This is a genomic window from Pseudomonas sp. C2.3V (assembly GCF_058536325.1).
In genome coordinates this window covers 318,581-341,721 of the sequence record NZ_JBZUBN010000002.1, presented here as the reverse complement: position 1 = coordinate 341,721, position 23,141 = coordinate 318,581, and the positions used below count along the sequence as shown (strand labels likewise).

Here is a 23,141-nt window from a genome sequence, read left to right as displayed (position 1 = left end):
ACTCCTAATTAAATTCTTCAAGATTTACGTTCAATAATGGCGAAACTTCTAGTAAATTGTTGTTCCGATATACATTAAACATCGCTAAAACTGGGCCAGCGCTGCCACCTATCGGATTAAACCTACGGACATGCAGATCAAGATTGAGGGTCTCACCTGTACCTGCAACTTCCACTGTGGGCCACCTCTTGTCAACAGCACTAGGCCAGTTCATCAGTTCGTGTCCTGGTACAATGCTCATCTGCATAATGTCATTTGCAAGTCGATATGAGCCTGATGCTACACGGCAATCGCGTAGGGGAAGCGCTTCTATTTCGTTTTGGCTCGCTACACTATAAACGTAATAGGTCCAAGGCGATATACCCCAGGTAAGACACAATACACCTGCATCAAATAGAGTATTAGCTAACTCCGTTTCGCTAAATAAGTCGACTAGATTATGCGGCCCGTCACCGACCTCTTTCTTAATAATTTTATCCATAAGATGTAAATCGGCTAGAAAAAACCTAAGTTACCGTAGGACTCATAGAAGGGACATATTATTCTCTTTTTATTTTTATTATTTAAGAACTCATTGCTCGATAGCAAAATTTGAACACTTAATACTTGAGAGTATTGGATAGACTCAATTTTATCGGCTGGCAAATCGCCTATACAAAGCAGAGGAGTATCCAGTTTTATAATAACTTGGAAGAAATAATTTCCTTTTGGAAGCTCTATCTCATCAAAAGCTATCTGATGATTGTTGCTTTTAAAATATGGCTTGGCGCAGGTTGTGATATTAATTTTACCAGTGTAAACTGAAATTGTTTCCGCTGCCGAAGAAACCGGCTTGATTAGATAAGGAGCAGCATCAACGAGGCCTACCCCAATCATGACTTTGCGCTGGTTACGGCTGTAAAGTCCAAAGTCATAGTCTTGTAGAGATAATGCCTCGCCACCGAAGAAAAGCATCGCCTGGCTGGCATCAATTGAATTGTTTAGCGTGATGTACGAGATCATCTTTTTCTCTATGAGCAGCCGCTGAAACTGAACCCTTTTAGTCTTTTTAATCTTTTTGACGTTGATTTTATTTAAAGCTGCTAAGAAAAACTCATTAAGAGAGCCATGCAGCAGGCCAAGGATAAGAAATCTCAGCGAGTATTAAACTCGATCAGCTAACTCAAAATGGGTTTTGTTAGTGGCTCTTAGTGTGGTGAATCACAACTACCAAGCATAAGTATGGTCTGAAGAATGAGTACTCAAAACTGACTCAAGGAGGCATGCGATGAGAACAGGCCGTCCTGCTGTACAGATCACCCTGACCAGGCAAGAACATGCCGAGCTCAGCCGTCGAAGGGCTCAGCGTAAAGGTCCTGCGGATTCAAAACTACGCGCTGAAATCATCCTTTCTTGCGCTAGCGGTGAACCCGGCTCATCGATTGCCAGGCGCCTGGGTATTACAGCTCAGACCGTATCGCGGTGGCGTCTTCGCTTCTCACAATGGGGACTTGAGGGGCTTAATGATGAGCCCAGATCTGGGCGACCCCGCAGTATCAGTGACGAGAAGGTTCAGGAGGTTGTTGATCGGGTCCGGCAAACCAAGCCTGAGGATGCCAGCCACTGGAGTTCGCGCCGCATGAGCAAGGCTACCGATATTTCCATGGCCAGTGTGCAACGTATCTGGCGAGCCTTTGGCCTTAAGCCTCACCTTGAGCAGACGTTCAAACTCTCAACCGATCCGGCCTTCGTCGATAAAGTTCATGACATCGTTGGGCTATACCTGAACCCACCGGATAAGGCTCTGGTGCTGTGTATTGATGAGAAAAGCCAGATCCAGGCCCTGGATCGAACCCAGCCAGGTCTGCCTTTGGCACCAGGCCATCCGGTCACTCGAACACATGACTATCAGCGCTTTGGCACAACGTCATTGTTTGCTGCGCTGGATGTTGCCACAGGCGAAGTGATTGGGCGTCTCAAGCGTCGTCATCGTAGCGCTGAGTTTGTGGAGTTTTTGAAGGCTATTGATGAAGAAATCTGTACGGACCTACCGGTTCACTTGATCATGGACAACTATGCGGTACATAAGACCGATCAGGTAAAGGCCTGGCTAGCCGCACACCCTCGTTATCAGGTGCATTTCACCCCAACCTCGGCTTCCTGGCTAAACCTGGTAGAACGTTTCTTCTCGACCCTTAGCCAGAGATGGATCAAGCGGCAATCACATACCAGCGTAAGCGATCTTGAGCAGTCTATTAACCATTACCTGGCTACTTACAACCAGAACCCGAGGCCCTTCCGCTGGAGTAGAAGCGCTGGTGAAATCCTGGCTTCAGTAGGTAGAGCAGCACGAGCTTTTCGTAGAAACTAATTAAACGTACTTGTGATTCATCACATTAGGGTTTGTCTGAAAAGTCGGCACGCATGCATCGCTCGATACAGGCCAGCGTCACCATAGCCTTGAAGCTGCTAGCCAGCTTGTCAAAGCAAGTACAGAGCCGACGCTTCTCCTTTAACCAACCGAACAGCTGCTCGATCACGTTACGTTGTTGATACTTGGGCTTATCAAACAGGCGAGGCAGACCGACCTGGCCGGGGCTTGCGGTGCATTGTGCGCTGGGCAATCACCGGCTGCATACCGAAGCGGTCGCAATAGCGACGCAACCCTTTACTATCTTAGCCCTTGCCCGCGATCACCGCCCGGCAACGCTTGCGTAGTCTGCCCTGAGAACCTGGAAGACGCACCTGATCCAGTAACGGGATAAAGTTGCGCGAATCGGCCTGCTGACTAGGCGAGAAGGTAAAGCCTAGCGGATAACCATTGGCATCACAGAGCAGATGAATCTTGGCACCTAACCCACCTCCGGCTGCGTCCCAGGCAATGATCTACAGGTTCGTCCGGGCCCCTTTTTTTCTGCCTCCGCTTGCAACAACAGCATTAGGCTAACAAACGCGACTTTTCAGACAAACCCTAGTCTTCAAAATATTTGCCAATATATTTTAGGCCGTTATAGCTATCTTTATAAGGTGTAGGTAAAATTAAATCTTCGTCCTGATACCAAATTAGAGCATTAGCCTCAGTTATACCTAGTTTCAAGCATTTATCTATAATGGCTGGATATTCTTTTGGGTCTACAGCGGCCTCAATCAAAAGATCAGGGACGGGAATATTTCCTTCTTGACGAGGAATGATTCCTATGAAGTCTTCGTCGTACCATACTTCACCAATATCTCTACAAAAGCCACATATTTTATAGCTAGGATTATCAAAATCGCCTTCGGTTGAATGATCTATCTCGAAATATTGCAAATATTCATTTTCAGGAAGGAAATTGCTACCGATCCACAAATGAATTCTCTTTTTTAACATAACTAACATGCTCCTAATCTCATGTGCGTGCGATGGTGATGAGCTATTATTAATTTTGCCTGTTTTTTGCTACTAGCAGTTTTAAGGTCCTCAATTAGCTTGTTATGAAAATGGCGACCAGCCCGGCTTCCATGATGCCCACCATCTGGAACTGGCCGACCTTGCGAGTCTGTAACATTGATAAAGGTGATACGACTCGTATCTACGGTGTATTTCTTAATTTCTTCGGCAGTAAAACCTAACTCTTTTGCTTTCCAGGCAAGAGATACAGGGAACATTTCGTGCTTTCCAGCACCACCACGTAATGCTTCTGAAACATAATTTTTGTTACTTACAATATCATCTACTGTCGCATTATTGAACCACTCATTGAATTTACCAAACTCCCAAGGTGCCCAGCCTAATGGGTCAATCCAAGTTATTGAATTGGTTGTGTAATTATATAAATTATTACTACCTAGAAGGCCTATCGGGTCATGCGTCGTAAACCGTCCTATCAGCGGATCGTAATAACGAAACGTGTTGTAGTGCAGGCCCGTTTCGGCATCGTAGTACTGCCCCTGAAACCTTAGGTTCTGCTCAATCTCTCTCGGGACCAGCGCTTCCAACGCACCCCATGTCTTGTAGTAAGCGCGCCATACCATACCGCCGGTATCGTCCGTAACCTCAAGTGGCGTACCAATCTGGTCGGTATGGAAGTAGTAGCGCTTAGGCTCATCTGCTTGGTTTGGCTTTGTATCTACACGAGCGAGCGGGGCGTAGCTGCCGGTTTCGTAGATATACAGGCTGTACAAATCCGCTTTTTGCTCCTGCAGCATGCGCAGGCCTTGCCAGAGGAAGTGGGTCGTTTCGGTTTTGTCCTCTGTTAGAACATGCTTGGCGATACGGCGGCCCAGGCAGTCATATTCGTAGCTGGCTTGACTCAGTGATTTATGGCCTCGATAGGTTTCGGCTCTAACCAGGCGGTTTTCGCAGTCGTAGGTAAAACGCTGATAACCATTAGGACTGTGCCGCTCGCTTACGTTACCCCAGGCATCGTAGGTGAGGCGCAGGTCTTTCCAGGCCTTGAGACGGTTGTCTGGACTCAAGGCTTGGGAGGCGCTCAGGTTGCCGGCAGGGTCGTAGCCAAAGTCCTCATTACCGAGCTGGGGGTGGTGCGGTTCGCGGCTGCGCAGTTGGCCAATAGCATCGTATTTGTAGTCCGTAGCGCCACGGTGCTTATCGATCTGCCGCAATAGTTCGCCGGCCTTGCTGTACTCATAGCGGCGATGGATGAGCGTGGCGGGATGTTCAGGATGGCCGAGCAGGCTGTTCTTTTGCGCGTTGAGTTGCGAGAGCTGTTCATGCGGCAACTCAATGGCCGCTTGCCAGCGCTTACGGCCAAAGCTGTCGTATCCAAAGCGGCTGGTTAGGCTGCCTTGGGTACGCAAGGTCTCCCTGTGTAGGGCGTCACGCTCGAAATCGCTGATCAGCAAGCCGTCGAGGTTTAGTTGGTGCAGATGGCCGCTGCCATAATAAAGGTGATTGAGTGTGCGGCCATCCGGCAGGCTGAGCTGAGTAAGGTTGCCTAGCGCATCGTAGGTGTAACCTAGTGCGCCCAAGGCTGACTGCTCTTCTACCAAGCGGCCAGCCTTGTCGTAGCTGAAGCTAAGAAGGTCCGGCCGTATGCCCAGCGTTTTACCGTGCTCGCTGGGCTGCCGTTCAATGGCTACGACCCGATCCATTTCGTCATAGGTGTAATCCAGGCGAGCATCCTGGGTCATTTTGCTAAGTAAACGACCTATGGCGTCGCGCTCAAATTCGCTTGAGCGTGTCTGGCCTAGTCCCGCCTGGTCAGCGGTATGCTCATCCATGCGGACCAGTGCGCCGGATACGTTGTAGTGGAAACGGCGGCGCAGGCCGTCTATACGAACTTCTTCAATCAGGCGGTCAGCTGAGTCATAGGCGAAGCGATAGGCCGCCCCGTTCTCGTTTACCAGGGCAGCCAGACGCAGCGCCTGATCATAGTGGTAACGAACCCGCTGGCCTTTGGCGTCCTTGCGCTCTACCGGCAAGCCCCGAATGTTTCGGCTTAGGTAAGTTGTATGGCCGTCAGCATCCGCATGGCTGAGTAGATGGCCTAGTGCGTTATAGCTGTAGTGATCTGTCGTGGCATCTGGATGCTCCACCCGCAGGATTTCGCCATCGGGTTTACGGTGCAGGCGGGTGGTCTGCCCTAGGGCATTGGTGATGGCACACAGGTGCTGGTGTTCGTCATAAGTATAGTGGGTGCGGTTGCCTGAACAGTCCTGGGACTGAAGCACCTGCCCTAGCTCGTTCCACCACATGTGGGTCTGGTTGCCCAAAGGGTCACGTATGGTATGGATTCGGCCGTCTTCATCGCTTATGTAATGGGTTTGGTTACCAAGCGTGTCGGTTTCTTTTAGAAGTATGCCGTTACGGTCGTACTGCCATTCATGAGTGCTGCCATCTGCGTGCTCAAGGCGAACGAGTTGTTCGGTATAGCGATTGTACTCATAGCGGGTTGTACGGCCGAGGAGGTCGGTTTCAGCAACCAATCGGCTGAACTCGTCGTATTCAAACTGCATGCTGCTGCCGTTTGGCAGGGTAATGCCCGTTGTGTTGCCTGCATCGTCTATATCAAAGGCATACAATTCGCCACCGAAGTACTGGCAGGCCACGACTCGTTTGGCTTCGTTATAGCGGACCTTGGCACTACGACCTAGACCATCTGATACATAAGTAACCTGTTGCTTCAGGTCATAGTTGAACTGATAGTGCTCACCATCGTTTGTCCAATGTTCGATGACGCGGTAAGTGCTGTCTGGAAACTCTGCATAGCGGTAGTGGCAGTGCAGCCCTAGTGCACTTTCGTGCAGGCTCATACGCCCTTGATCATAGGCGAAGCGCCGAATGATATCGCCGTTCCGGTTGGTTACAGATACCAACTGGCCCAAGGTGTCGTAGCCATAACGAACCAGGGTTTCGACGGGGCGCTTGTTTACGATACGCTCAATGCGGACCAGACGATCACGTGCCTCGTTATAGCCCAAGTGCAGGTGTAATTCACCTGAGGCATAGAGATCGGTCAGCAGGCTATCTCGGTAGAGCAGGGCGATGTAATGACCTAATGCATCTTCAATACGCTGTAAGCGGGCCGGCTCAGCATTCCTATGAAGTTCACCGAAATATAGGTAAACATCGTCCAGTGTTTTTAATAAGTAGTGGCCGCCTTCCGTACAGACCAAGGTGATTTTTTCATCAGGGTAGTAGATGCTCTCGCCGGGCTTCAAAGCATCGAGCCTGACGTCTCGCCCCTGACTGTCTTTTAGTAGGACAGCATCACCTTCGAGTTGCAGTGTTTGTTCCCAAGGCAACACCCAACCGCGACCCAGTAGACCTATTTGCTCAATGTCGCTCGCATAGAAGCGCGACCATTTAATAGGTAAAAGGCCGGGTAAGGTGAAATCTGTTTCAGACTCATCGAGTAGAACCTTACGCCCATTAATAGCGTCTACCGGGTTACCAAATAAGCCGCTTGCAGCATGAAAAAGAGAGTTGGCACCAGCGCTCAAGGCCATGTTAAGCGCATAGCCTCCAGCAAAGACAGCAGCAAACTTCATGAGGCAGGGCTTAAGTGCCCTTACGTTTTTAAGCGATGCAAAGCTTAGGCCTCCGCGACCCAGTCCAGCCAGGAACATCCCAACGCCAACGCCGATTCTGAGCGCTGTGGATACTTCCTCCTCAACTTCCAGGTAGGCGCGACTTTCTGCCCCGATAAACACGTTGTGTGAGCCACTTTCAATAGTGGCCCCACACGTCGTACGGTCCCCCTTGCGCGCAGCGCCCAAGCCATTGAGCAAGACTTTTTCAGAGCCCTCCGCTACAAGCGGCTCATCGCTATGCTTGTCGCAAATGACTTCACTTTGTTCGGCATACGCGGCATTGCGCCCATTGATGAATACATTGGGAGACCCACTAAGGATGCTGCCTGTTACTGTCTGGTCTTTCTGCTTTATCTCTTCGCCCCACTCGGGCAGAAGCGTACCTATTGTGCTCAAGGCCAAACCTAATACAATGCCGCCCAAGCCAAATGTGCATGCTGCAAAGGCGCCGCCTATTACAAAAGCGGTACCAATGGCTGCGCCTATCAGAAAGCCTGTCAACGCCTCGGTATGGACAATGCTGTCGTGCAGCCTGGCTGCTTCGTACATCAACTATTCCCTGTCTGTTTAGCAACGGAACGCTTGCCTGCGTTAATGCATCAACGATGCGATTAGGAAAGATCGTCTGACGCTAATTCAAACGTCGAAAGGATCGAGCTCCAGGTATTATTGTGATAGGCGTCAAACGGGGACTGGGTGGTGGCAGAAATCACAAGAATTCGCTCGTCTTTCATCAAAAAAGCTGCCTGCCGCTGATAGATAAGGCGACCATCGCTCTGATGATGTGAGTCGATTTGTATACCGTTCACGGGTTGGGTCTCTGACAGTACGGCCTCTTGCCTATGCACAAGCTTGAACTTGCGTAGCCGTGCCGACAGCATTCCTATTTGCCGGTCAATGTATTCAGACAGCGTCTCGCCGGGGTGGAGGGCATCTCGGGAGATGCTAAACGTGAAGGAGCTTGGTACTCCTCCCAAAGCAAATATATTGACTGTCCGGTCTGCGAAGCCATCGGGCAAAAGGAAGCGGCCTTCCTGAATCTGATATTTCATGTATTGAATCCTTTCTACCTTTAAGAGGGCTGGCCAGAGGTGTTGAACACGGCGTCAACATTGGCATCTATGGTTTTCTTGACGCCTTCGCCAAAAGGCTCGGTTGCTGATTTGCCGTCTGGCATGTTGATGTCGAGCTTTCCGCCTGTAGTGTTGATTTGCCCGTTGCCGCTGGCAGTAATATTGAACTCAACGCAGGACAGGTTGACCTGACCGTCTGCACGAAGCTCAATGACGCTTTCGCCACAAACAAGGCGAATACCTTCACCTGCCTCAATGAGATACGTTGAGCTGACGCTATCCACCTTCGAGCCGCCTACCAGCAGCTGGTCATCCACCTTGACGATACGCATGCGGTTCTGACCAATGACTACCGTTTCGTCCTGACCAATGGTTTTGGTTCGGTCAACCCCTACGGAGTGGGTTTCACAATTGCCCACTTCAATGTCCATGTCGCGCTGACCATGTACGTAGATCTGCTCCGCACCGGCTTTATCTTCGATTCGCAGTTCATTGAAGCCATTGCCGCCAGGCGTGCTTCTGGTCTTGAAGACTGTCCGGGTCTTGTTGGCGGGCAGGTTGTACGGCACCAGGTTTGCAGCGTGGTGCAGGCAGCCTGTAATGAGCGGCTGGTCCGGATCACCTTCTAGAAAGGTTACCAGCACTTCCATGCCGATTCGGGGAATCGTGACGGCCCCATAGCCTTCATGGGCCCAGTTGCTGGCAACACGCAGCCAGCAACTGCTGTGCTCGTTCATCTGGTCCAATCGATCCCAATGGAATTCCACGCGGACGCGACCGTATTGATCGCAGTAGATTTCTTCTCCAGCCGGGCCGGTGACAATTGCGGTCTGGCTACCCAGGATTTTTGACTTAGGGTGCTTCAGGGCTGGTCTGAAGATCGTGTCCCAGGGCACTGCCGTAAAGAAGTTGCGATAGCCCTGCTGGAAGCCATCCTTGTCATCTACATGCGAGGATATGGATTCTTCTAATACTTGGGGTTGTTTGCCTTCGTGTGTCAGCTCAGTGAGTAGCCACAAGTCATTCCACTCACTGCGTGGGTGCTCGGTCAAGGGCATGAAGTGGCCGGAAACAAGTGTTGGCAGGTCACTTTTACCGCGAGCGATCTGGTAATCCGAGCGATGACGTTCCAGGGTGCGCTGACTTAGCTGCTTGCCACGGGCGCGGTCCATGAAGGCGCCAGGGTAGTCATAATCTTCCAGCTCTAGCACAGCCTCGCCGGTGTGAGACGCTTCCATGGTGAGCTTGGGCTTTTCAAAGTTGTAGTCCCGGCGGCTAACCTTGGTTGTTCGTGTTTCAACCTGGACTGCAAACTTTCGTATGACCTGATGATCTGCAACCAGTCCGGTATCTTGCTGGAAAAGAGCAGGGCTCAGTTTGGGGAAGCAGGTCTGATCATCACCAAAGACCATGATGTGTTCGGCCTGGGTATGCTCAAAGTGATAATGAATGCCTTCCTCTTCACAAAGCCGATTGATGAAGTGAAGATCGGTCTCATCATACTGAACACAGTATTCACGTTCTGGGTAAGCCGAGCCCAATTGGAAACGAAAGGCATTGGATAGGATGCCATGCTCTTTCAGAACGGTAGCGATGATGTCCGGCACGTTAAGGTGCTGGAAGATACGCTGGTTATGCCGATGGCAAAGATAGTGGACACGCGGCACGAGCGTGACACGGTAGCGCGTCATACGCTTGCCGGACTCGCCTTGTTCGGCACTGTGAATCAAGCCATTGAAGCCTGTACCCGTCTGGTCCAGTGTCAGGAAGGCAGGCTGGTTGAGTAAGGATTCAAGATCGAAGTCGGGTCTTTCGCTGATCAATTCAATATCGAAACGGAAGGCGGTATTCAATGCTTCCCGCCCTGCAAATTCCAGCACCTGAAAATCATGAGAGACGCCGGGAATCTCAAGTATGAACTGGGTTTCGTTGGCTGGGGAGAACATCCTGGTTCCTCTGCTTCCTGCTCGGTATACAAGTCATGTCCAGGCGGGCGGCGTGTCGCTTTTCTGGAGATGCGTAAATTAATCCCATGCGCGGGATTGGCGGTTAGAGATATGGCCGCAGGCTAAACGAAAGCCAGTGGCAGAATCTTGCGCAGTAGCCAGAGATGAGGTGGGTGTTACTCAAAAACACGAACCAGTTCTTACAGGTTTTTAGGCAGGCTTAAGTCGCTTTGGCATTTGGTGGGTCAAGCGGCCTAAGTCAGTGAGGCTCCCTGTGAGAGGTCTGATGGTTATGCTTGTTAAGTTTATGCGTAAATGCCATGTTGAATGGAGGTTTTGCGCCACTTTTATTCTTTGAGCGAGCCGTCTCTGCTCAGACATTTGCCAGGAGCCCCACAATGAAAATAATGGCCGCGGTTACGCACTCCAAAGGACAGCCTTTTAGTCTTGAGGAGGTTACGCTATCAGGCCCTGCCACTAACGAAGTGCTGATTCGGATCGTTGCGACAGGGGTTTGCCACACCGACGCCGTCGCGCGTGATCTTGGGCTGTCGCCTTATCCTGTAGTCCTTGGTCATGAGGGCGCGGGCATTGTCGAGCAGGTAGGCCGTAATGTTCGTGATCTGGAGATAGGCGATCATGTGGTCCTGTCGTTTGCGCACTGCGGTAAATGCGAAAATTGCCTGACCGGGCATCCTACGGTGTGCAGGGTCTTTAACGATCTCAATTTTGGCGGCCGCATGGAGGACCATACCTGTCGGCTTCGCCAGGGAGATACCGAGCTCTCTTCCTTTTTTGGTCAATCATCCTTTGGCACCTACGTGGTTGCCAGTGCACATAATGTCGTCAAGGTCGATAAGGACGTGGACTTGGCGTTATTAGGGCCGCTGGGCTGTGGTATCCAGACGGGTAGTGGAACAGTCCTCAACCGCCTTCGCCCAGGGTTTGGCGATAGCCTTGCTGTATATGGCTGCGGTGCTGTGGGTTTGAGCGCGATCATGGCGGCAAAGATTGCAGGGTGTGCTCAGATTTTTGCAGTTGATGTGCATGAGAGCCGACTTCAGCTGGCCAAGGAGCTGGGCGCTACGCATGTGTTCAACGGTAGTCAGGTTGATGTGGTCAGGGAAATCAAGGCTGTCTCTTTGGGCGGTACGCACCACGCGGTTGAAACTACAGGGGTTCCGCCGGTTGTTCGCCAATGCCTGCAGGCGCTGCGGCCATTAGGGCAGGCGGCGATTGTAGGCGTAACCCCCGAGATGACCATTGATGTTCATAACGAGATCATGGCGGAAGGAAAGACCATGATGGGTGTGATTGAAGGTGATGCCGTGCCACGCCTCTTTATTCCCAAGCTGATCGAGTACTACAAGGCGGGGCGCTTTCCGTTCGACAAGCTTGTCAGGTTTTATGATTTCAAGGACATCAATCAGGCATTTGAAGATTCCAAGCAGGGAATCACCGTTAAAGCCGTCCTGAAATGGAATTAATGCCCGGCCAGTTACATTGCTAACGCCTGGCCTGATTGGCCTGTTGCAGTTGAACTTTCAGTTGCAGCAGGCAGAGGCTAAGAGTGGGATAAAGGACGCTGGGTTGTTCAGAACGTATCGATCATGCGGCCTAGCGTTTCCATTGCCTTCTCACTCTCAGCCGTCCAGGGATGGCCATAATTCAGCCTTGCACAGTTTCCAAAGCGTTGGCTGGCCGAGAAGATAGGGCCGGGAGCAAGGCTGATACCCTGAGCGATGGCCATACGGAGCAACTGAAGCGTATCAACCCGCTCTGGAAATTCAAACCATAGAAAATAACCGCCGGTTGGGCGGGTTACACGGGTTTCGCTCGGAAAGTGCCGTGCGGCTGAGGTCAGCATGGCGCTCTGCTGGGTTTCCAATGCATGGCGCAGTTTTCGTAGGTGTCGGTCATAGCCACCATGTTGTAGATAGTCTGCAATGGCCGCTACAGCAGGAACCGAAGGAGAAATGGTCGTCATGAGCTTGAGGCGATCAATGGCCTCGGTGAAGCGTCCGCCAGCAACCCAGCCCACTCGATAACCCGGTGCCAGACATTTCGAAAACGAACCGCAATGCATGACCAGCCCATCATCATCAAAGCTTTTCACGGCTCGTAACGGTTGGTTGGAGAAATTCAACTCGGCATAGACATCGTCTTCAATCAATGGAACCTGATGCTGCTTCAAGAGTGTGTACAGCGCCTGCTTCTTCTCGAAACTCATGCTCGCGCCCAAAGGATTTTGCAGGCTGCTCATGAGCCAGCAAACTTTGATAGGAAGATGAGAGAGACTGTGCTCCAGCACATCAAGATCAACACCTTCCCGGGGATGAACGGGGATCTCGACGGCCTTCAATTTTAAACGCTCCAATACCTGAAGCGTCGCATAGAAAGCAGGTGCCTCTATTGCAACCAAGTCGCCGGGGCTCGTTGTACTTTGCAGGCATAGGTTCAAGGCTTCCATCGCTCCGTTGGTAATAACCAACTCCTCAAGCGGGAGACGAGTACCGTTGACCCTATAACGAAGGGCTATTTGACGGCGCAACTCATTGCTGCCTGCCGTCATGTCTGCAATAGCGGCCTGGGTTGAAAGGTGTCTTAATGCGTGGGTCATGCTGCGGGCAAGGCGAGGAAGCGGAAACAATTGTGGACAGGGAAAGGCAGACCCAAATGGAGTGGTCGCAGGGTCCTTGATAGAGTTCAGGATGGAGAAGACCAGTTCGCTGACATCCACCTCAGTGGTTTCAGCCTTGTGACCAGTAATTTCAGGCTCATGCAGCGGGCGCTTGGCATGCTCACGTACGTAATAGCCTGAGCGGGCGCGGGCAATGATCAGCCCTTTATCTTCCAGCAGATAATAAGCCTGAAATACAGTCGAAGGGCTGACCGTGTAGGTACGACTGGCATGACGTACCGATGGGACTTTTTCACCCGCCTTAAGTACACCGGTTCGAATCAGGTTCGCAATTTCGTCAGCAAGTCGCTCGTAACGTTTCATGCTTTTCGCTGCAGCGCTGGTGGTTGATGCCTATACCGTATTGGTGTCTATACGAGCGCTTACGACTTAAAACAGAAGATTGAAAGCGGTTGCGTCGAGACACTGATGGCCTTTCTATGCATTAGCGGTTGTTCTTCTGAACGTCCTTTCTATCTTTGTTTAGCTGTACGCCAGCGTAAAACCCCCATCCCAGTAGAACGAAGGCCAGAAAGCCAAACAGTGACATGAAGAATACGTCGCTCATGATTGAAACCTCTTGCGATAGCAGGGAAGGGTAAGCATTGAGACAGGCATCGTAGCGAATGGATGTGTTTGCTAGAGCAGCTCTCTACCGGCATTACCCATGTGGCTACAGTAGGGCTCTAGGCGTGCGCAAAACAGATTCAGACTCTTAATAAAAAACCGTATCAGATGTTGAGTCACCCTTTTTTGGCATTGTTGCACGCCGCTAGCTGAGTAGTCTCAATACGCGTTGACTCTGGTAGACCGCCTTCAGCTTGGGCTGATTTGTCTTCAAGGCACGACCCTTGTGACAAAAAATGTCACTGCTGGTCCCAAACCGTTACGCTTGGCCAACAGCATTTTGTCAACTCTTTCTCATGCTTGGTAAGCGTGTAAATTTTATGAATTTTTAAAACTGCTTTCTCTACCCCTAAATTTTGTGAACGTTGTCGAAAGTAATTCGTGTTTCTTTGGAAAAACCTAAAACAACTGTTTCACAAATAGCTGTTTAATACAGAGAAAAGTTTTTATAAGTTATTGATTTTAAATATATTTTATATGTATTGACGAAAAACAATAGTGTCATATTGATATTGATTTCACTGCTTTTTGAGTGGCACGCTTTTCTCAATCCCCCGGTAGTACAGCCACGCTCGGCCACCAAGCAAGGTAGTTAGTTCTGCCTGAAGACCAAAACGATAACAGTCTTGATACGAGCCTTTTAGGTTCGGCCGTTAAGTGCGCACTTCAGAAATGACACTTTAGGTTTATTGGGGAATTCATGAAAAGCTCAAGCAGGCGTTCCCGTAGTCTGGCTTTCAAAGTAATGAGGCAATGCGCGCTACCATTGGCGGCGTTACTGGTTTCGTCTTCGGCTGTGGCATCGGTCGACCTGGTGGGGCTGAACTTGTCTGGGGCTGGCTTCGCATCACACGTGCTGCCCGGCATCAACGGAACCAATTATATATTTCCGACAGAATCGTACTTCAAGCAGTGGAGTGAGAAGGGCATAAAACTGGTGCGCTTCCCAATTATCTGGGAGCGGCTGCAGCCTACGCTTGGCGGTGCGCTGGACGCTAAGTATGTGCAATTGATCGATAGCACGTTCAGCTATGCAGAAAAGCATAACGTAAAGATCATTCTGGACCTTCATAACTATGCTCGATATCGCGGCCAGATCATTGGAACAAGCGGTGTGCCTTATGCGCGATATCAGGAGATCATGACAAAGATCGCGCAGCGTTGGAGCAGCCAGAAGTCGCTTTATGCCTACGACATCATGAATGAGCCTAATGGTGCGCTGAACTATTGGAACACGGCAGCTCAATACGGCATCAATGGTGTACGTGCGGTTGATACCGTTCGCCCCATTATTGTCGAAGGCAACGGGTGGGCCGAGGCTACGCGCTGGGAGCAGTGGAATAATACGTTGCTCGATCTCAAGGATCCTTCAAATAACCTTATCTTTTCTGCGCACACCTACTTTGATAACAATGCGGGCGGCAATTACGAGTCCGTTGACGTCAGCAAGCTTGACCCCATGTATGGCGTTGAGCGAGTCAAGCCCTTTATCGAATGGCTAAAGAAGCACGGCAAGAAAGGCTACATCGGTGAGTTTGGCATCCCGGACAATGACTCTCGCTGGAATACCATCATGGATAACATGCTGGCATATCTGGCGCAGAATTGTATTCCGGCCACCTATTGGGCGGCAGGTCCGGGCTGGGGTAACTATTTCATGTCTGTGGAGCCTATAAATGGTGTTGAGCGTCCTCAATGGCCAACTCTCAAAAAGTACGTCAATAACACCAGATGTACTGCGTTTGGACCTATAAACGATACTGACGCAACAGCACCAAGCCAACCCGCTAAACCGGCTCAGCCGGCAGTACCTACGCAGCCTGCTACTCCATCAAAGCCTGCCACTCCTGCGCCGAGTAAGCCTGTTACGACAACACCTGCTACACCGAGTCAACCCGTGACTGCGCCTGCTACACCAGCCGTGCCTGCCATGCCAGCAAAACCAGCGACTCCTGCACCTGCACCTGCACAGCCCGCTACGCCTAGCCAACCGGCAAAACCTGTCGTGCAACCGGTAACGCCTGTCACCCGCAGCGGGATAGATCTGGTCGGCTTGAATTTGTCAGGCGCAGCGTTTGCTCCACACGTCGTACCCGGCAAAAACGGTGTTGACTACCTGTATCCCACAGAGGCGGATTTCAAGCAGTGGAATCAGAAAGGGATCCGTCTGATCCGCTTTCCTATTCTATGGGAGCGCATACAGCCTAAGCTCAGCACAATGCTTGATCCCAACCAGGTTGGCTTGATCCAGACCACTATGAACCTGGCCCAGAAATACAACATCAAGGTTATCCTGGATGTGCATAACAATGGGCGCTACAACGGCAATATCATTGGGGCGGGGCAGGTTACCTACACCCATTTCTGGGACCTGATGTACCGAATTGCTTACCGCTGGGCCAGCCATCCTGCCCTGTATGGGTATGACATCATGGCCAAGCCACATGACATGGATAGTTACTGGCTCAAGGCTGCCCAGTCTGGAATCGATGGCGTACGAACGGTGGATCATACTCACCCGGTGATTGTGGAAGGTAATGCCTGGTCCAATGCATCGCTATGGCCCTATTACAATGACAGTCTGCTCAGCCTCAAGGACTCGGCCAATAACATCATCTTTGCAGCGCACGTCTATCTGGACAAGGACGGCAGCGGTACTTATAGCCCGGAAGATACCAGCCAGCTCAACGCGATGCTGGGCGTCAATCGTGCAAAGCCTTTCGTGGATTGGCTGAAAAAGAACGGGAAGAAGGGCTATATCGCTGAATTTGGCGTGCCAGGTGACGATGCTCGCTGGCTGCCACTGATGGATAATCTGCTCTCATACCTCCAGCAGAACTGTATTCCTGCCACGTACTGGGCGGCTGGTCCGGGCTGGGGTAGCTACAAGCTTTCAGTAGAACCCTTGAATGGCCAGGATCGTCCTCAGTGGGCCACGCTGCAAAAGTATGTACAGCGTTCTAACAGCTGTACGGCAGTAGGCCCCGCTAAGTAACGCCATGACGGAAAAGCCGCCTTCGGGCGGCTTTTTATGAGGTTTGATGTACGTCGCGAATGATCGATTCCGGTTTGACAGCACGGGCGGGAGTAAGGCTTAATTCGCGCCCTTCGTTTAACCCTCCTTTCTAAAGTGGTGAAGCCAGTGCCCTGCATCAACCTTTACATCTGATCCGACAACGGTCCCGGTAAGCGGTTGGTCTGCGCGTAGCTGTCATCTATCGTTCCTGAGCGTTGTCGGTTTTCCCTGTTTGATTGGAGAAGACCATGACTCTCGACTCGCGCGTCTATGCGCAATTACATGAATTATTTAAATACCCGCGAACGCCTCACCTGGAGTCGTCGCGCCTGCAACCTGGTGACTGCGACCATGACCAGGTAAAGCTGAGCACGCTGAAAGAACAATTCATCGTGGTGGAGGAAAAGCTTGATGGCGCTAATGCAGCAATCAGCTTTTCCGCTAATGCTGAACTCCTGCTTCAGTCACGTGGGCACTACCTTATCGGGGGCTCACGGGAGAAGCAGTTCAACCTGTTCAAGCAATGGGCACGCGTCCATGAACTGTTTCTGCTTGAGAGACTTGAAGATCGCTACGTGATGTTTGGCGAGGTCATGAGCAAGAAGCATTCGGTTTTCTACGATCAGTTGCCGGGTGTCTTTTTCGAGTTCGACATCTGGGATCGTCGTAGGCAGATCTTTCTGTCAACCGCTGAGCGCCGCGTGTTGTTAGCCGGCGGGCCTGTCCTGTCTGTACCTGTGTTGTATGAGGGTCCTGCGCCTGTAAGGCTCAAAGACCTGCTGGCACTGGTTGGCAAGTCCTGGGCCCGAACCGATCGGTGGAGAGAGCGGTTCGAAGATACAGTGCGGCGTGAAGAGCTAGACCTGAGTAAGGCATGGTCTCAATGCGATACCTCTGATCTGATGGAAGGGCTTTACCTGAAAGTCGAGACAGCCTGCGAAACAGTCGCACGGATGAAGTGGGTCAGGCCAGACTTCGTGCAGACCATTCTGGACGCCAATGAGCATCACTTGCGTCAGCCCTACATTCCCAATGAGCTTGCGCCCGATGTTGATCTCTATGCACCAGTACCTATCGTGACGTGGGAATGTTTGAACAAACAATAACAAGGAGAAATGGAATATGGATTTTCAAACACTTGAGCGCCTGGTTGCTGCACCAGGCCAGCAGCCCGACTTCAAGGGGTGCGTAGAAGCAATACCGGCACTGACTCGGTTGGCAGGTACGCCGCAGGAGCCTGCCTATCATGGCGAAGGCGATGTCTGGACCCATACCTGTATGGTGGTTGAAGCCATGGTAGGTGGAAGTGCCTATGAACGCGCAAGTGCTGAAGAGCGTTTCGTACTGTTCTACTCGGCACTTTTGCACGACATTGCCAAGCCGGACACTACTGTTATAGATGAGGTCACTGGGCGTATCGGCCAACCGGGACACTCTCGTCGTGGTTCAATTGATGCCCGCATATTGCTCTGGAAGGCAGGCGTGCCATTCTCGTTGCGAGAAACCATTTGCCGAATCATCAGTGTGCATCAGGTGCCGTTCTGGGCGTTGAGCGGTGATCGCTCAGGACATTCTCCAGAGTTTCTGGCGCATCGCCTGTCCTGGGAGCTACCACTCTGGATGTTGATCGCTATGGCCATCGCGGATATGGAAGGGCGTATCTACCCGAACAAGCAGCACGTACTGGATGATATCGTGTTGTTTCAACAGTTGGCGGAGGAAGAAAGCTGCCTGTATTCAGCCAAGGCTTTTCCTGATGATTACACGCGGATGAGCTATTTTCGCGGTGCCCGTATTCATCCGGCGTTCAGTCATTATCGGGAGCAGGAGGGCTCCGATGTGGTAGTCATGGCGGGTCTGCCTGCCAGTGGCAAGAACACATGGGTCGCAGAAAACCTGCCAGGGCTGCCGGTCGTTTCTTACGATGATGCACGGGACGCACTGGGGCTTGCTCATGGCAAGAACGAAGGGGCCGTCGCTCATTATGCGGTGGATACCGCTAAGTCGTTGTTACGGAGCAGGGAGGCCTTTGTCTGGAACGCAACGCATCTGTCCGGCCAAATGCGCAAGAAGACCCTGGATTTGCTCTACCAATACAACGCCTCAATACGAATCGTTTATCTTGAGCAGCCGGAGCGGGTCATTCTTCAGCGTAACGCCAGGCGAAACACGTCATTGCGAAATCAGGATATCCAGCGGATGCTCTACCGGTGGGAAGTACCGCTGCCGAGCGAGGCGGACTGTGTCGAGTATCTGGCCTAACGCTCACACCTCGCTCTTGTCGTAGAGTGGCTTCTTTTTCCATTCGCTGCCCTCTTCAGGCTCAGGTGCCTTTTCTTCAACAGGAGGCGCCTTGAGTTGCTGTTCGGCCTGGGTCTGTTTCTCGATGGCATTCTCAGCGGTCTCCATACCGCTCTCAAAAGCTTCGCGCTGGGCTTGAAACGCCATTTGATCAGATTGGTTGCGGATATATTGAAGGCCACGTTCATAAGCGCGCTTTGCCAGGCGGGGCTGGTCTGACTCAAGCGCTTGGGTGGCCATGTTATCGAACATTTCGATATTGCTGAGCGCAAGCCAATATCTGACTGACTTGAACCAGCCGGAAGCATCCGCCTTGGTAAGCAGGCCATCCTGTACGGCGCGGTGAACCTGACTATTAAGGGTTTCCAGCTGAAAGCTCACCTCTTTGAAGGCCGCCTCGCTTGACAGAGGGCATGGTTGATTCTCGATCGAAATGTCCAGACCGAGTTTTTCCTGCTCCTGCAGGAGGGACTCGCGCTCCGTCAGGGCTTCGGTAGGTTTTTCCAGGCGGCCGATGCGCTGAATAAGGTTGAGTTCTAGTCTGACTAGAAGCTGTTTGAGTTCAGGTGTCATGAACTGGGCTGGAAAGGTTTCCGACAAGGTGCCGATACGGTAAATCCGGTCATTCAGGTCTGCTCGCAGACGAGCCTTATCCAGTTGATAACGGTCTGCAACCTGGTCCACATAGGCCATGAATAAAAATAAAAGGATGCAGCTGACAAACATCAGCGCCAGTGCTGAGGTGGACATGTGTCGTTATACCTTCTGTTCGAGCAGGCCTTTCCAAGACCTGAATGCCTCTAATGAGAATGTGCGCCCGGAAACTTCAACCCGAGTGCAGTGCCTTCCTGGCGTCTCATGGTTTGCCAGTTGGAGGCTTTCATTAGAAGGCTATCGGTATAGCGTTGGTTTTCTTGAGGAAAATAACTAGAAAAAAGAGTGAGCTGTCTGAGGCATGCCAGAGCCCTTTGGCACACCGTTGATTGAAGCAGACCGGAGCAGGGCGAAACGAGCCGGTCACGTGCTCGGCTGAGTACAATCAATCCTCCTGCTTACGTTTATTTACCCCTAATACCCTCTGCAAAAACTCTATTCAGGCTGATACGACTTCGGCGGTTAAAAGCGCCGAGGGCACATATCAATGGCAATTCTGCCTGGGAGTAACCTTGGGTGGAGAATACGTACAGGTCTCCAGAATTACGACGTCTGTCGTAATTCCTGTCGGTTGTTGATGAGGCTCAGCATTACCAGCACGGTAGCTACCCAGCCGGTATATATCAGTTGATTTGAAAGAACACCGCGAACAGCTCGGATTGGGATTTGATGTTGAGCTTGGTATAGATGTGTTTTCGATGGACCTTGACGGTCTCGACAGAGATGTCCAGCTTCCGCGCAATTTCCTTGCCTGAGCAGCCACTCAGTACCAGACGTGCAACGTCCATCTCACGGGTGGTCAACGGCATTTCGCTGCGTTGGCTGGTTGTCTCCAGCCGGTGTTGCCAAGCGGGAACGGCGGGCGCAGTGGAACCTTGCTCGAAGCGTAGGCGCTGACGCATGAGACCCATTATCCAGGGTTGAATCAGACCGAGCAGGGCTATCTGGTCAGGTTTGAAACGCTGGCGCGAGCCAAGGGACAGGCAAAGCGTCTGATCAGCATCGATCTGGCAGTTGATCTGGATTTCGTCAGCGACCACGTTCAACCGAAAGTACAGACGATAATAATCGGTTTGCTCAAAACATTCTGGTGCGACGTCGTCAAGCCGAACCAGGCCATTGTGGGCTTGCTCACGAGAGGCGATGTAGAACGGGTCCAGAAGATACAGGCCGTTGATGTAGTCCTGAAACAGCGGATCAGGCCCACCATCACTGGTCGGACTTTCTGCCAGTACAATGGGCCTGCCGGCACTGAAAAGCAGCGCTACCCAGCTGTCGAAGGGCAGATAGCGCGCCAGTAATCGTACCAGCCTGATCCAGAAGTTGGGCGCATCGAGCGCATCAATCAGTTGACCAACCGACTGATGCCAGGCGATATCCTTTAGTTCCATACCCATGCCTACCTCAAAAGGGTTAACCCACCGGCGTGATTATCATGCCAAACCGCGGGCACCATACTGCCAAACCAATGTGTTCGATACGGCTGATGTATCAAGGAGCATTCATGAAGATTGAACTGGCCCAGGTGGCTGGCCGTGATGACGATAAGGCTTACAACCTGCAAACGGCATTGGCGGCTATCGAAGCCTGTGCACCGGATACACAGCTTATTGTGTTTCCAGAAACGCACCTCAGCGGTTTTCCAACCCATGAAAACGTGGCAGATGTCGCCGAGCCCATTGATGGCCCGACGATCAGTCGGGTTCGTCAGGCTGCGCATGCCAGACAGGTCTCGGTCGCCATCGGCTTTGCTGAAGCGGATGGCGAGCGTTATTACAACACCACGCTTCTGATTACCCCGGATGAAATTGCGCTGCGTTACCGGAAGACGCACTTGTGGTCGTCGGATCAGGGAGTGCTATCGCCTGGTGACCGCTTTGCGACCTGTCTGTGGAACGGTGTTTGGGTCGGTCTGCTGATCTGCTATGACATCGAGTTTCCCGAAACCGCCCGCGCGCTGGCGCAACTGGGTGCACAGCTCATTATCGTAACCAACGGCAACATGGACCCTTATGGGCCTGTACACCGAGCCGCGATCATGGCTCGCGCAATCGAAAACCAGGCGTTTGCCGTGATGGTGAACCGCGTGGGTGAAGGCGATGGTGACCTCACTTTTGCAGGAGGCAGTGCGGTAGTCGATCCCTTTGGAAACATGCTGGTCGAGGCCGGTCGGGAAGAGGCGCACTTGAGCGCATCGCTGGACCTGAGCCAGCTTCAGGCGGTGCGCAAGGATTATCGGTATCTCGATGACCGTCGCCTGAGTTTGCCGGGGGAGCTGATCGAGCAACCGGGAGGGATTCGCGAACTTATTATTTAGGCCAATAAACGTATAACAACAATTATCTTTTTGCTGATTCAGCACTGCCACAACACCCGACCGCGTAAGCGCGGTATCAACAATCACTATACGGAGTTGTTCATGGCCCATCTGCAACGCACCCTTTCGTTAGGGGCGGTGATGCTGTTCGGCATCGCTTACATGACGCCCATCATTGTGCTCGGCACGTTTGGAATTCTTGCCCAGAATACAGGTGGGCATGTGCCTTCCGCCTACCTGGTAGCGCTGGTTGCCATGTTGTTTACCGCCATCAGTTATGGTCGCATGGCGGCGGCGTTTCCGGTTTCAGGTTCCGCGTATACCTATGTACGCAAGGCTATAAGCCCCAAGCTGGGCTTTATCGCCGGCTGGGCGGTTCTTCTGGACTACCTGTTTCTGCCTATGGCGATCTGGCTGATTGGAGCTGCCTACCTGAGTTCCGCATTTCCCGCTATCCCTCAAGCGGTTTGGGTATTGGGCTTTCATCGCACTTACTACGGTGATCAACGTAGTGGGGCTCAAGCTCGCCAGTACGATTAATACAGCCTTGATGCTGGTTCAATTCCTGGTACTGGCTGCCTTTGTAGTACTGTGCGTCCATTATGTACAGGGCTCTGGCGAGCCGTTGTTCACGCTGGCACCGTTTACGGACGGTCATTTGCAGTGGCCGCTGGTCATGAGCGGCGCGGCAATAGCCTGCTATTCGTTTCTTGGATTCGATGCCGTAAGTACCCTGACGGAGGAAACCCGGAATGCGGAGCGTACGATACCCAAGGCAATCCTGCTGGTTACTCTAGTCGGTGGACTGGTGTTTATCCTGGCATCTTACTGGGTCCAGCGGGTACACCCAGGCATGGCGTTCGCCAATGTCGACTCTGCAGCTTATGAGATTGCCCGTAACATTGGCGGCGATATCTTTGTTTCGCTGTTTCTGATGGGGCTGATTGTAGGGCAGTTCACGTCTGGTATGGCTGCGCAGGCCAGCGTCTCACGGCTACTGTTTGCCATGGGGCGGGACGGTGTGCTTCCCCAGTCGTTTTTCGGGCAGCTTTCAAGGCGCTTCGGTACGCCGGTCAACAATCTGTTCCTGTGTGGCGTTGTTGCGTTACTGGCATTGAAGCTGGATGTAGCGACATCGACCTCGTTCATCAACTTCGGCGCATTTCTTGCGTTCAGCCTGGTGAACCTTGCGGTAATCTTTCACTTTTATCTCGGTGCGACTCAGCGCGGTATACGTGAAATCCTGTTGTTTCTCATCTGCCCGTTGCTGGGGCTCAGCGCAGATCTCTACCTCATGATCAGCCTGGACTCGATGGCCATTCTCTTAGGGTTGAGCTGGCTCACACTCGGAGTTATCTACCTGGGCAAACTCACGCACGGGTTTCGTACTCAGCCGCCGGAAATGCAGTTCAGCGAAGCGGAGTAGCGGGCCGTTCAGGTTTATCACGGCAGGCCTCGAAGGGCCGCCGTGAGGTTGCAAAAGCAGGCGTATCGTTGCTTTTATGTTTTCAAG

Annotated in this window: 16 protein-coding genes and 2 pseudogenes; 7 read left to right on the top strand and 11 right to left on the bottom strand. The window is 51.9% G+C overall.

Annotated elements, in window-relative coordinates:
- Window positions 1-4: 4 nt before the first annotated feature.
- Both AC4LF3_RS21360 and AC4LF3_RS21355 read right to left on the bottom strand, forming a co-directional pair.
- On the bottom strand, window positions 5-481 hold the full coding sequence (locus AC4LF3_RS21360) for a hypothetical protein (protein WP_491836684.1): 477 nt from the start codon (window positions 479-481) through the stop codon (window positions 5-7).
- 14 nt (window positions 482-495) lie between these two features.
- Window positions 496-1,002, bottom strand: a complete 507-nt coding sequence (locus AC4LF3_RS21355) for a hypothetical protein (protein ID WP_491836683.1) — start codon at window positions 1,000-1,002, stop codon at window positions 496-498.
- A 265-nt stretch (window positions 1,003-1,267) separates the two neighbouring features.
- Here AC4LF3_RS21355 and AC4LF3_RS21350 point away from each other — a divergent pair, with 265 nt between their 5' ends.
- Complete coding sequence (locus AC4LF3_RS21350) at window positions 1,268-2,350, top strand: IS630 family transposase (RefSeq protein WP_447110440.1); 1,083 nt, start codon at window positions 1,268-1,270, stop codon at window positions 2,348-2,350.
- A 25-nt stretch (window positions 2,351-2,375) separates the two neighbouring features.
- Here the strand turns inward: AC4LF3_RS21350 and AC4LF3_RS21345 are convergent.
- From AC4LF3_RS21345 to AC4LF3_RS21325, 5 genes and pseudogenes are all read right to left on the bottom strand, one after another.
- Window positions 2,376-2,893: pseudogene (locus AC4LF3_RS21345) on the bottom strand (IS5 family transposase); the annotation flags it as partial.
- Window positions 2,894-2,950: 57 nt separating this feature from the next.
- A complete protein-coding gene (locus AC4LF3_RS21340; protein WP_491836682.1) occupies window positions 2,951-3,358 on the bottom strand; it encodes an immunity 22 family protein in 408 nt (135 codons plus the stop codon).
- Window positions 3,352-7,563, bottom strand: coding sequence for an RHS repeat-associated core domain-containing protein (locus AC4LF3_RS21335; protein ID WP_491836681.1), 4,212 nt, complete (start codon window positions 7,561-7,563; stop codon window positions 3,352-3,354). Before AC4LF3_RS21335 ends, AC4LF3_RS21340 begins: the two co-directional genes overlap by 7 nt.
- Window positions 7,564-7,625: 62 nt before the next feature.
- Window positions 7,626-8,066: a DcrB-related protein gene (locus AC4LF3_RS21330; RefSeq protein WP_019366212.1), complete on the bottom strand. Its 441-nt coding sequence runs from the start codon at window positions 8,064-8,066 to the stop codon at window positions 7,626-7,628.
- Window positions 8,067-8,086: 20 nt separating this feature from the next.
- Complete coding sequence (locus AC4LF3_RS21325; protein WP_491836680.1) at window positions 8,087-10,033, bottom strand: type VI secretion system Vgr family protein; 1,947 nt, start codon at window positions 10,031-10,033, stop codon at window positions 8,087-8,089.
- Window positions 10,034-10,431: 398 nt separating this feature from the next.
- Between AC4LF3_RS21325 and AC4LF3_RS21320 the strand changes: the two genes are divergently transcribed.
- A complete protein-coding gene (locus AC4LF3_RS21320) occupies window positions 10,432-11,520 on the top strand; it encodes an NAD(P)-dependent alcohol dehydrogenase (protein ID WP_491836679.1) in 1,089 nt (362 codons plus the stop codon).
- Window positions 11,521-11,627: 107 nt separating this feature from the next.
- Here the strand turns inward: AC4LF3_RS21320 and mapR are convergent, their stop codons facing one another.
- Together mapR and AC4LF3_RS21310 are read right to left on the bottom strand one after the other, a co-directional pair.
- A complete protein-coding gene (gene mapR, locus AC4LF3_RS21315) occupies window positions 11,628-13,037 on the bottom strand; it encodes a GntR family transcriptional regulator MpaR (protein ID WP_491836678.1) in 1,410 nt (469 codons plus the stop codon).
- A 121-nt stretch (window positions 13,038-13,158) separates the two neighbouring features.
- The gene (locus AC4LF3_RS21310) at window positions 13,159-13,281 is read right to left on the bottom strand and encodes a hypothetical protein (RefSeq protein ID WP_491836677.1); all 123 of its coding nucleotides are present in this window, start codon (window positions 13,279-13,281) and stop codon (window positions 13,159-13,161) included.
- Between the two features lie 759 nt (window positions 13,282-14,040).
- Here AC4LF3_RS21310 and AC4LF3_RS21305 point away from each other — a divergent pair.
- From AC4LF3_RS21305 to AC4LF3_RS21295, 3 genes are all read left to right on the top strand, one after another.
- Window positions 14,041-16,335, top strand: coding sequence for a glycoside hydrolase family 5 protein (locus AC4LF3_RS21305; RefSeq protein ID WP_491836676.1), 2,295 nt, complete (start codon window positions 14,041-14,043; stop codon window positions 16,333-16,335).
- Window positions 16,336-16,604: 269 nt separating this feature from the next.
- A complete protein-coding gene (locus AC4LF3_RS21300) occupies window positions 16,605-17,462 on the top strand; it encodes an RNA ligase family protein (RefSeq protein ID WP_491836675.1) in 858 nt (285 codons plus the stop codon).
- A 16-nt stretch (window positions 17,463-17,478) separates the two neighbouring features.
- Window positions 17,479-18,618, top strand: coding sequence for an AAA family ATPase (locus AC4LF3_RS21295; RefSeq protein WP_491836674.1), 1,140 nt, complete (start codon window positions 17,479-17,481; stop codon window positions 18,616-18,618).
- A 3-nt stretch (window positions 18,619-18,621) separates the two neighbouring features.
- Here the strand turns inward: AC4LF3_RS21295 and AC4LF3_RS21290 are convergent, their stop codons facing one another.
- Window positions 18,622-19,407 carry a hypothetical protein gene (locus tag AC4LF3_RS21290; RefSeq protein ID WP_491836673.1) on the bottom strand — a complete coding sequence of 262 codons (786 nt, stop codon included), beginning with the start codon at window positions 19,405-19,407 and terminating at the stop codon, window positions 18,622-18,624.
- A gap of 527 nt (window positions 19,408-19,934) precedes the next feature.
- Window positions 19,935-20,708, bottom strand: a complete 774-nt coding sequence (locus AC4LF3_RS21285; protein ID WP_491836672.1) for a helix-turn-helix transcriptional regulator — start codon at window positions 20,706-20,708, stop codon at window positions 19,935-19,937.
- A 107-nt stretch (window positions 20,709-20,815) separates the two neighbouring features.
- Between AC4LF3_RS21285 and AC4LF3_RS21280 the strand changes: the two genes are divergently transcribed.
- Together AC4LF3_RS21280 and AC4LF3_RS21275 are read left to right on the top strand one after the other, a co-directional pair.
- On the top strand, window positions 20,816-21,628 hold the full coding sequence (locus AC4LF3_RS21280) for a carbon-nitrogen hydrolase family protein (protein ID WP_491836671.1): 813 nt from the start codon (window positions 20,816-20,818) through the stop codon (window positions 21,626-21,628).
- A gap of 102 nt (window positions 21,629-21,730) precedes the next feature.
- A pseudogene (locus AC4LF3_RS21275) lies at window positions 21,731-23,054 on the top strand (APC family permease).
- Window positions 23,055-23,141 lie beyond the last annotated feature (87 nt).

Bases quoted from the DNA above. Each gene is read 5' to 3' on its own strand.
- AC4LF3_RS21285 (WP_491836672.1), bottom strand. From the start codon at position 20,708: ATGGGTATGGAACTAAAGGATATCGCCTGGCATCAGTCGGTTGGTCAA.
- AC4LF3_RS21350 (WP_447110440.1), top strand. From the start codon at position 1,268: ATGAGAACAGGCCGTCCTGCTGTACAGATCACCCTGACCAGGCAAGAA.
- AC4LF3_RS21280 (WP_491836671.1), top strand. From the start codon at position 20,816: ATGAAGATTGAACTGGCCCAGGTGGCTGGCCGTGATGACGATAAGGCT.
- AC4LF3_RS21335 (WP_491836681.1), bottom strand. From the start codon at position 7,563: ATGTACGAAGCAGCCAGGCTGCACGACAGCATTGTCCATACCGAGGCG.
- mapR (WP_491836678.1), bottom strand. From the start codon at position 13,037: ATGAAACGTTACGAGCGACTTGCTGACGAAATTGCGAACCTGATTCGA.
- AC4LF3_RS21355 (WP_491836683.1), bottom strand. From the start codon at position 1,002: ATGATCTCGTACATCACGCTAAACAATTCAATTGATGCCAGCCAGGCG.
- AC4LF3_RS21300 (WP_491836675.1), top strand. From the start codon at position 16,605: ATGACTCTCGACTCGCGCGTCTATGCGCAATTACATGAATTATTTAAA.
- AC4LF3_RS21295 (WP_491836674.1), top strand. From the start codon at position 17,479: ATGGATTTTCAAACACTTGAGCGCCTGGTTGCTGCACCAGGCCAGCAG.
- AC4LF3_RS21310 (WP_491836677.1), bottom strand. From the start codon at position 13,281: ATGAGCGACGTATTCTTCATGTCACTGTTTGGCTTTCTGGCCTTCGTT.
- AC4LF3_RS21360 (WP_491836684.1), bottom strand. From the start codon at position 481: ATGGATAAAATTATTAAGAAAGAGGTCGGTGACGGGCCGCATAATCTA.
- AC4LF3_RS21340 (WP_491836682.1), bottom strand. From the start codon at position 3,358: ATGTTAGTTATGTTAAAAAAGAGAATTCATTTGTGGATCGGTAGCAAT.
- AC4LF3_RS21330 (WP_019366212.1), bottom strand. From the start codon at position 8,066: ATGAAATATCAGATTCAGGAAGGCCGCTTCCTTTTGCCCGATGGCTTC.
- AC4LF3_RS21290 (WP_491836673.1), bottom strand. From the start codon at position 19,407: ATGTCCACCTCAGCACTGGCGCTGATGTTTGTCAGCTGCATCCTTTTA.
- AC4LF3_RS21305 (WP_491836676.1), top strand. From the start codon at position 14,041: ATGAAAAGCTCAAGCAGGCGTTCCCGTAGTCTGGCTTTCAAAGTAATG.
- AC4LF3_RS21320 (WP_491836679.1), top strand. From the start codon at position 10,432: ATGAAAATAATGGCCGCGGTTACGCACTCCAAAGGACAGCCTTTTAGT.
- AC4LF3_RS21325 (WP_491836680.1), bottom strand. From the start codon at position 10,033: ATGTTCTCCCCAGCCAACGAAACCCAGTTCATACTTGAGATTCCCGGC.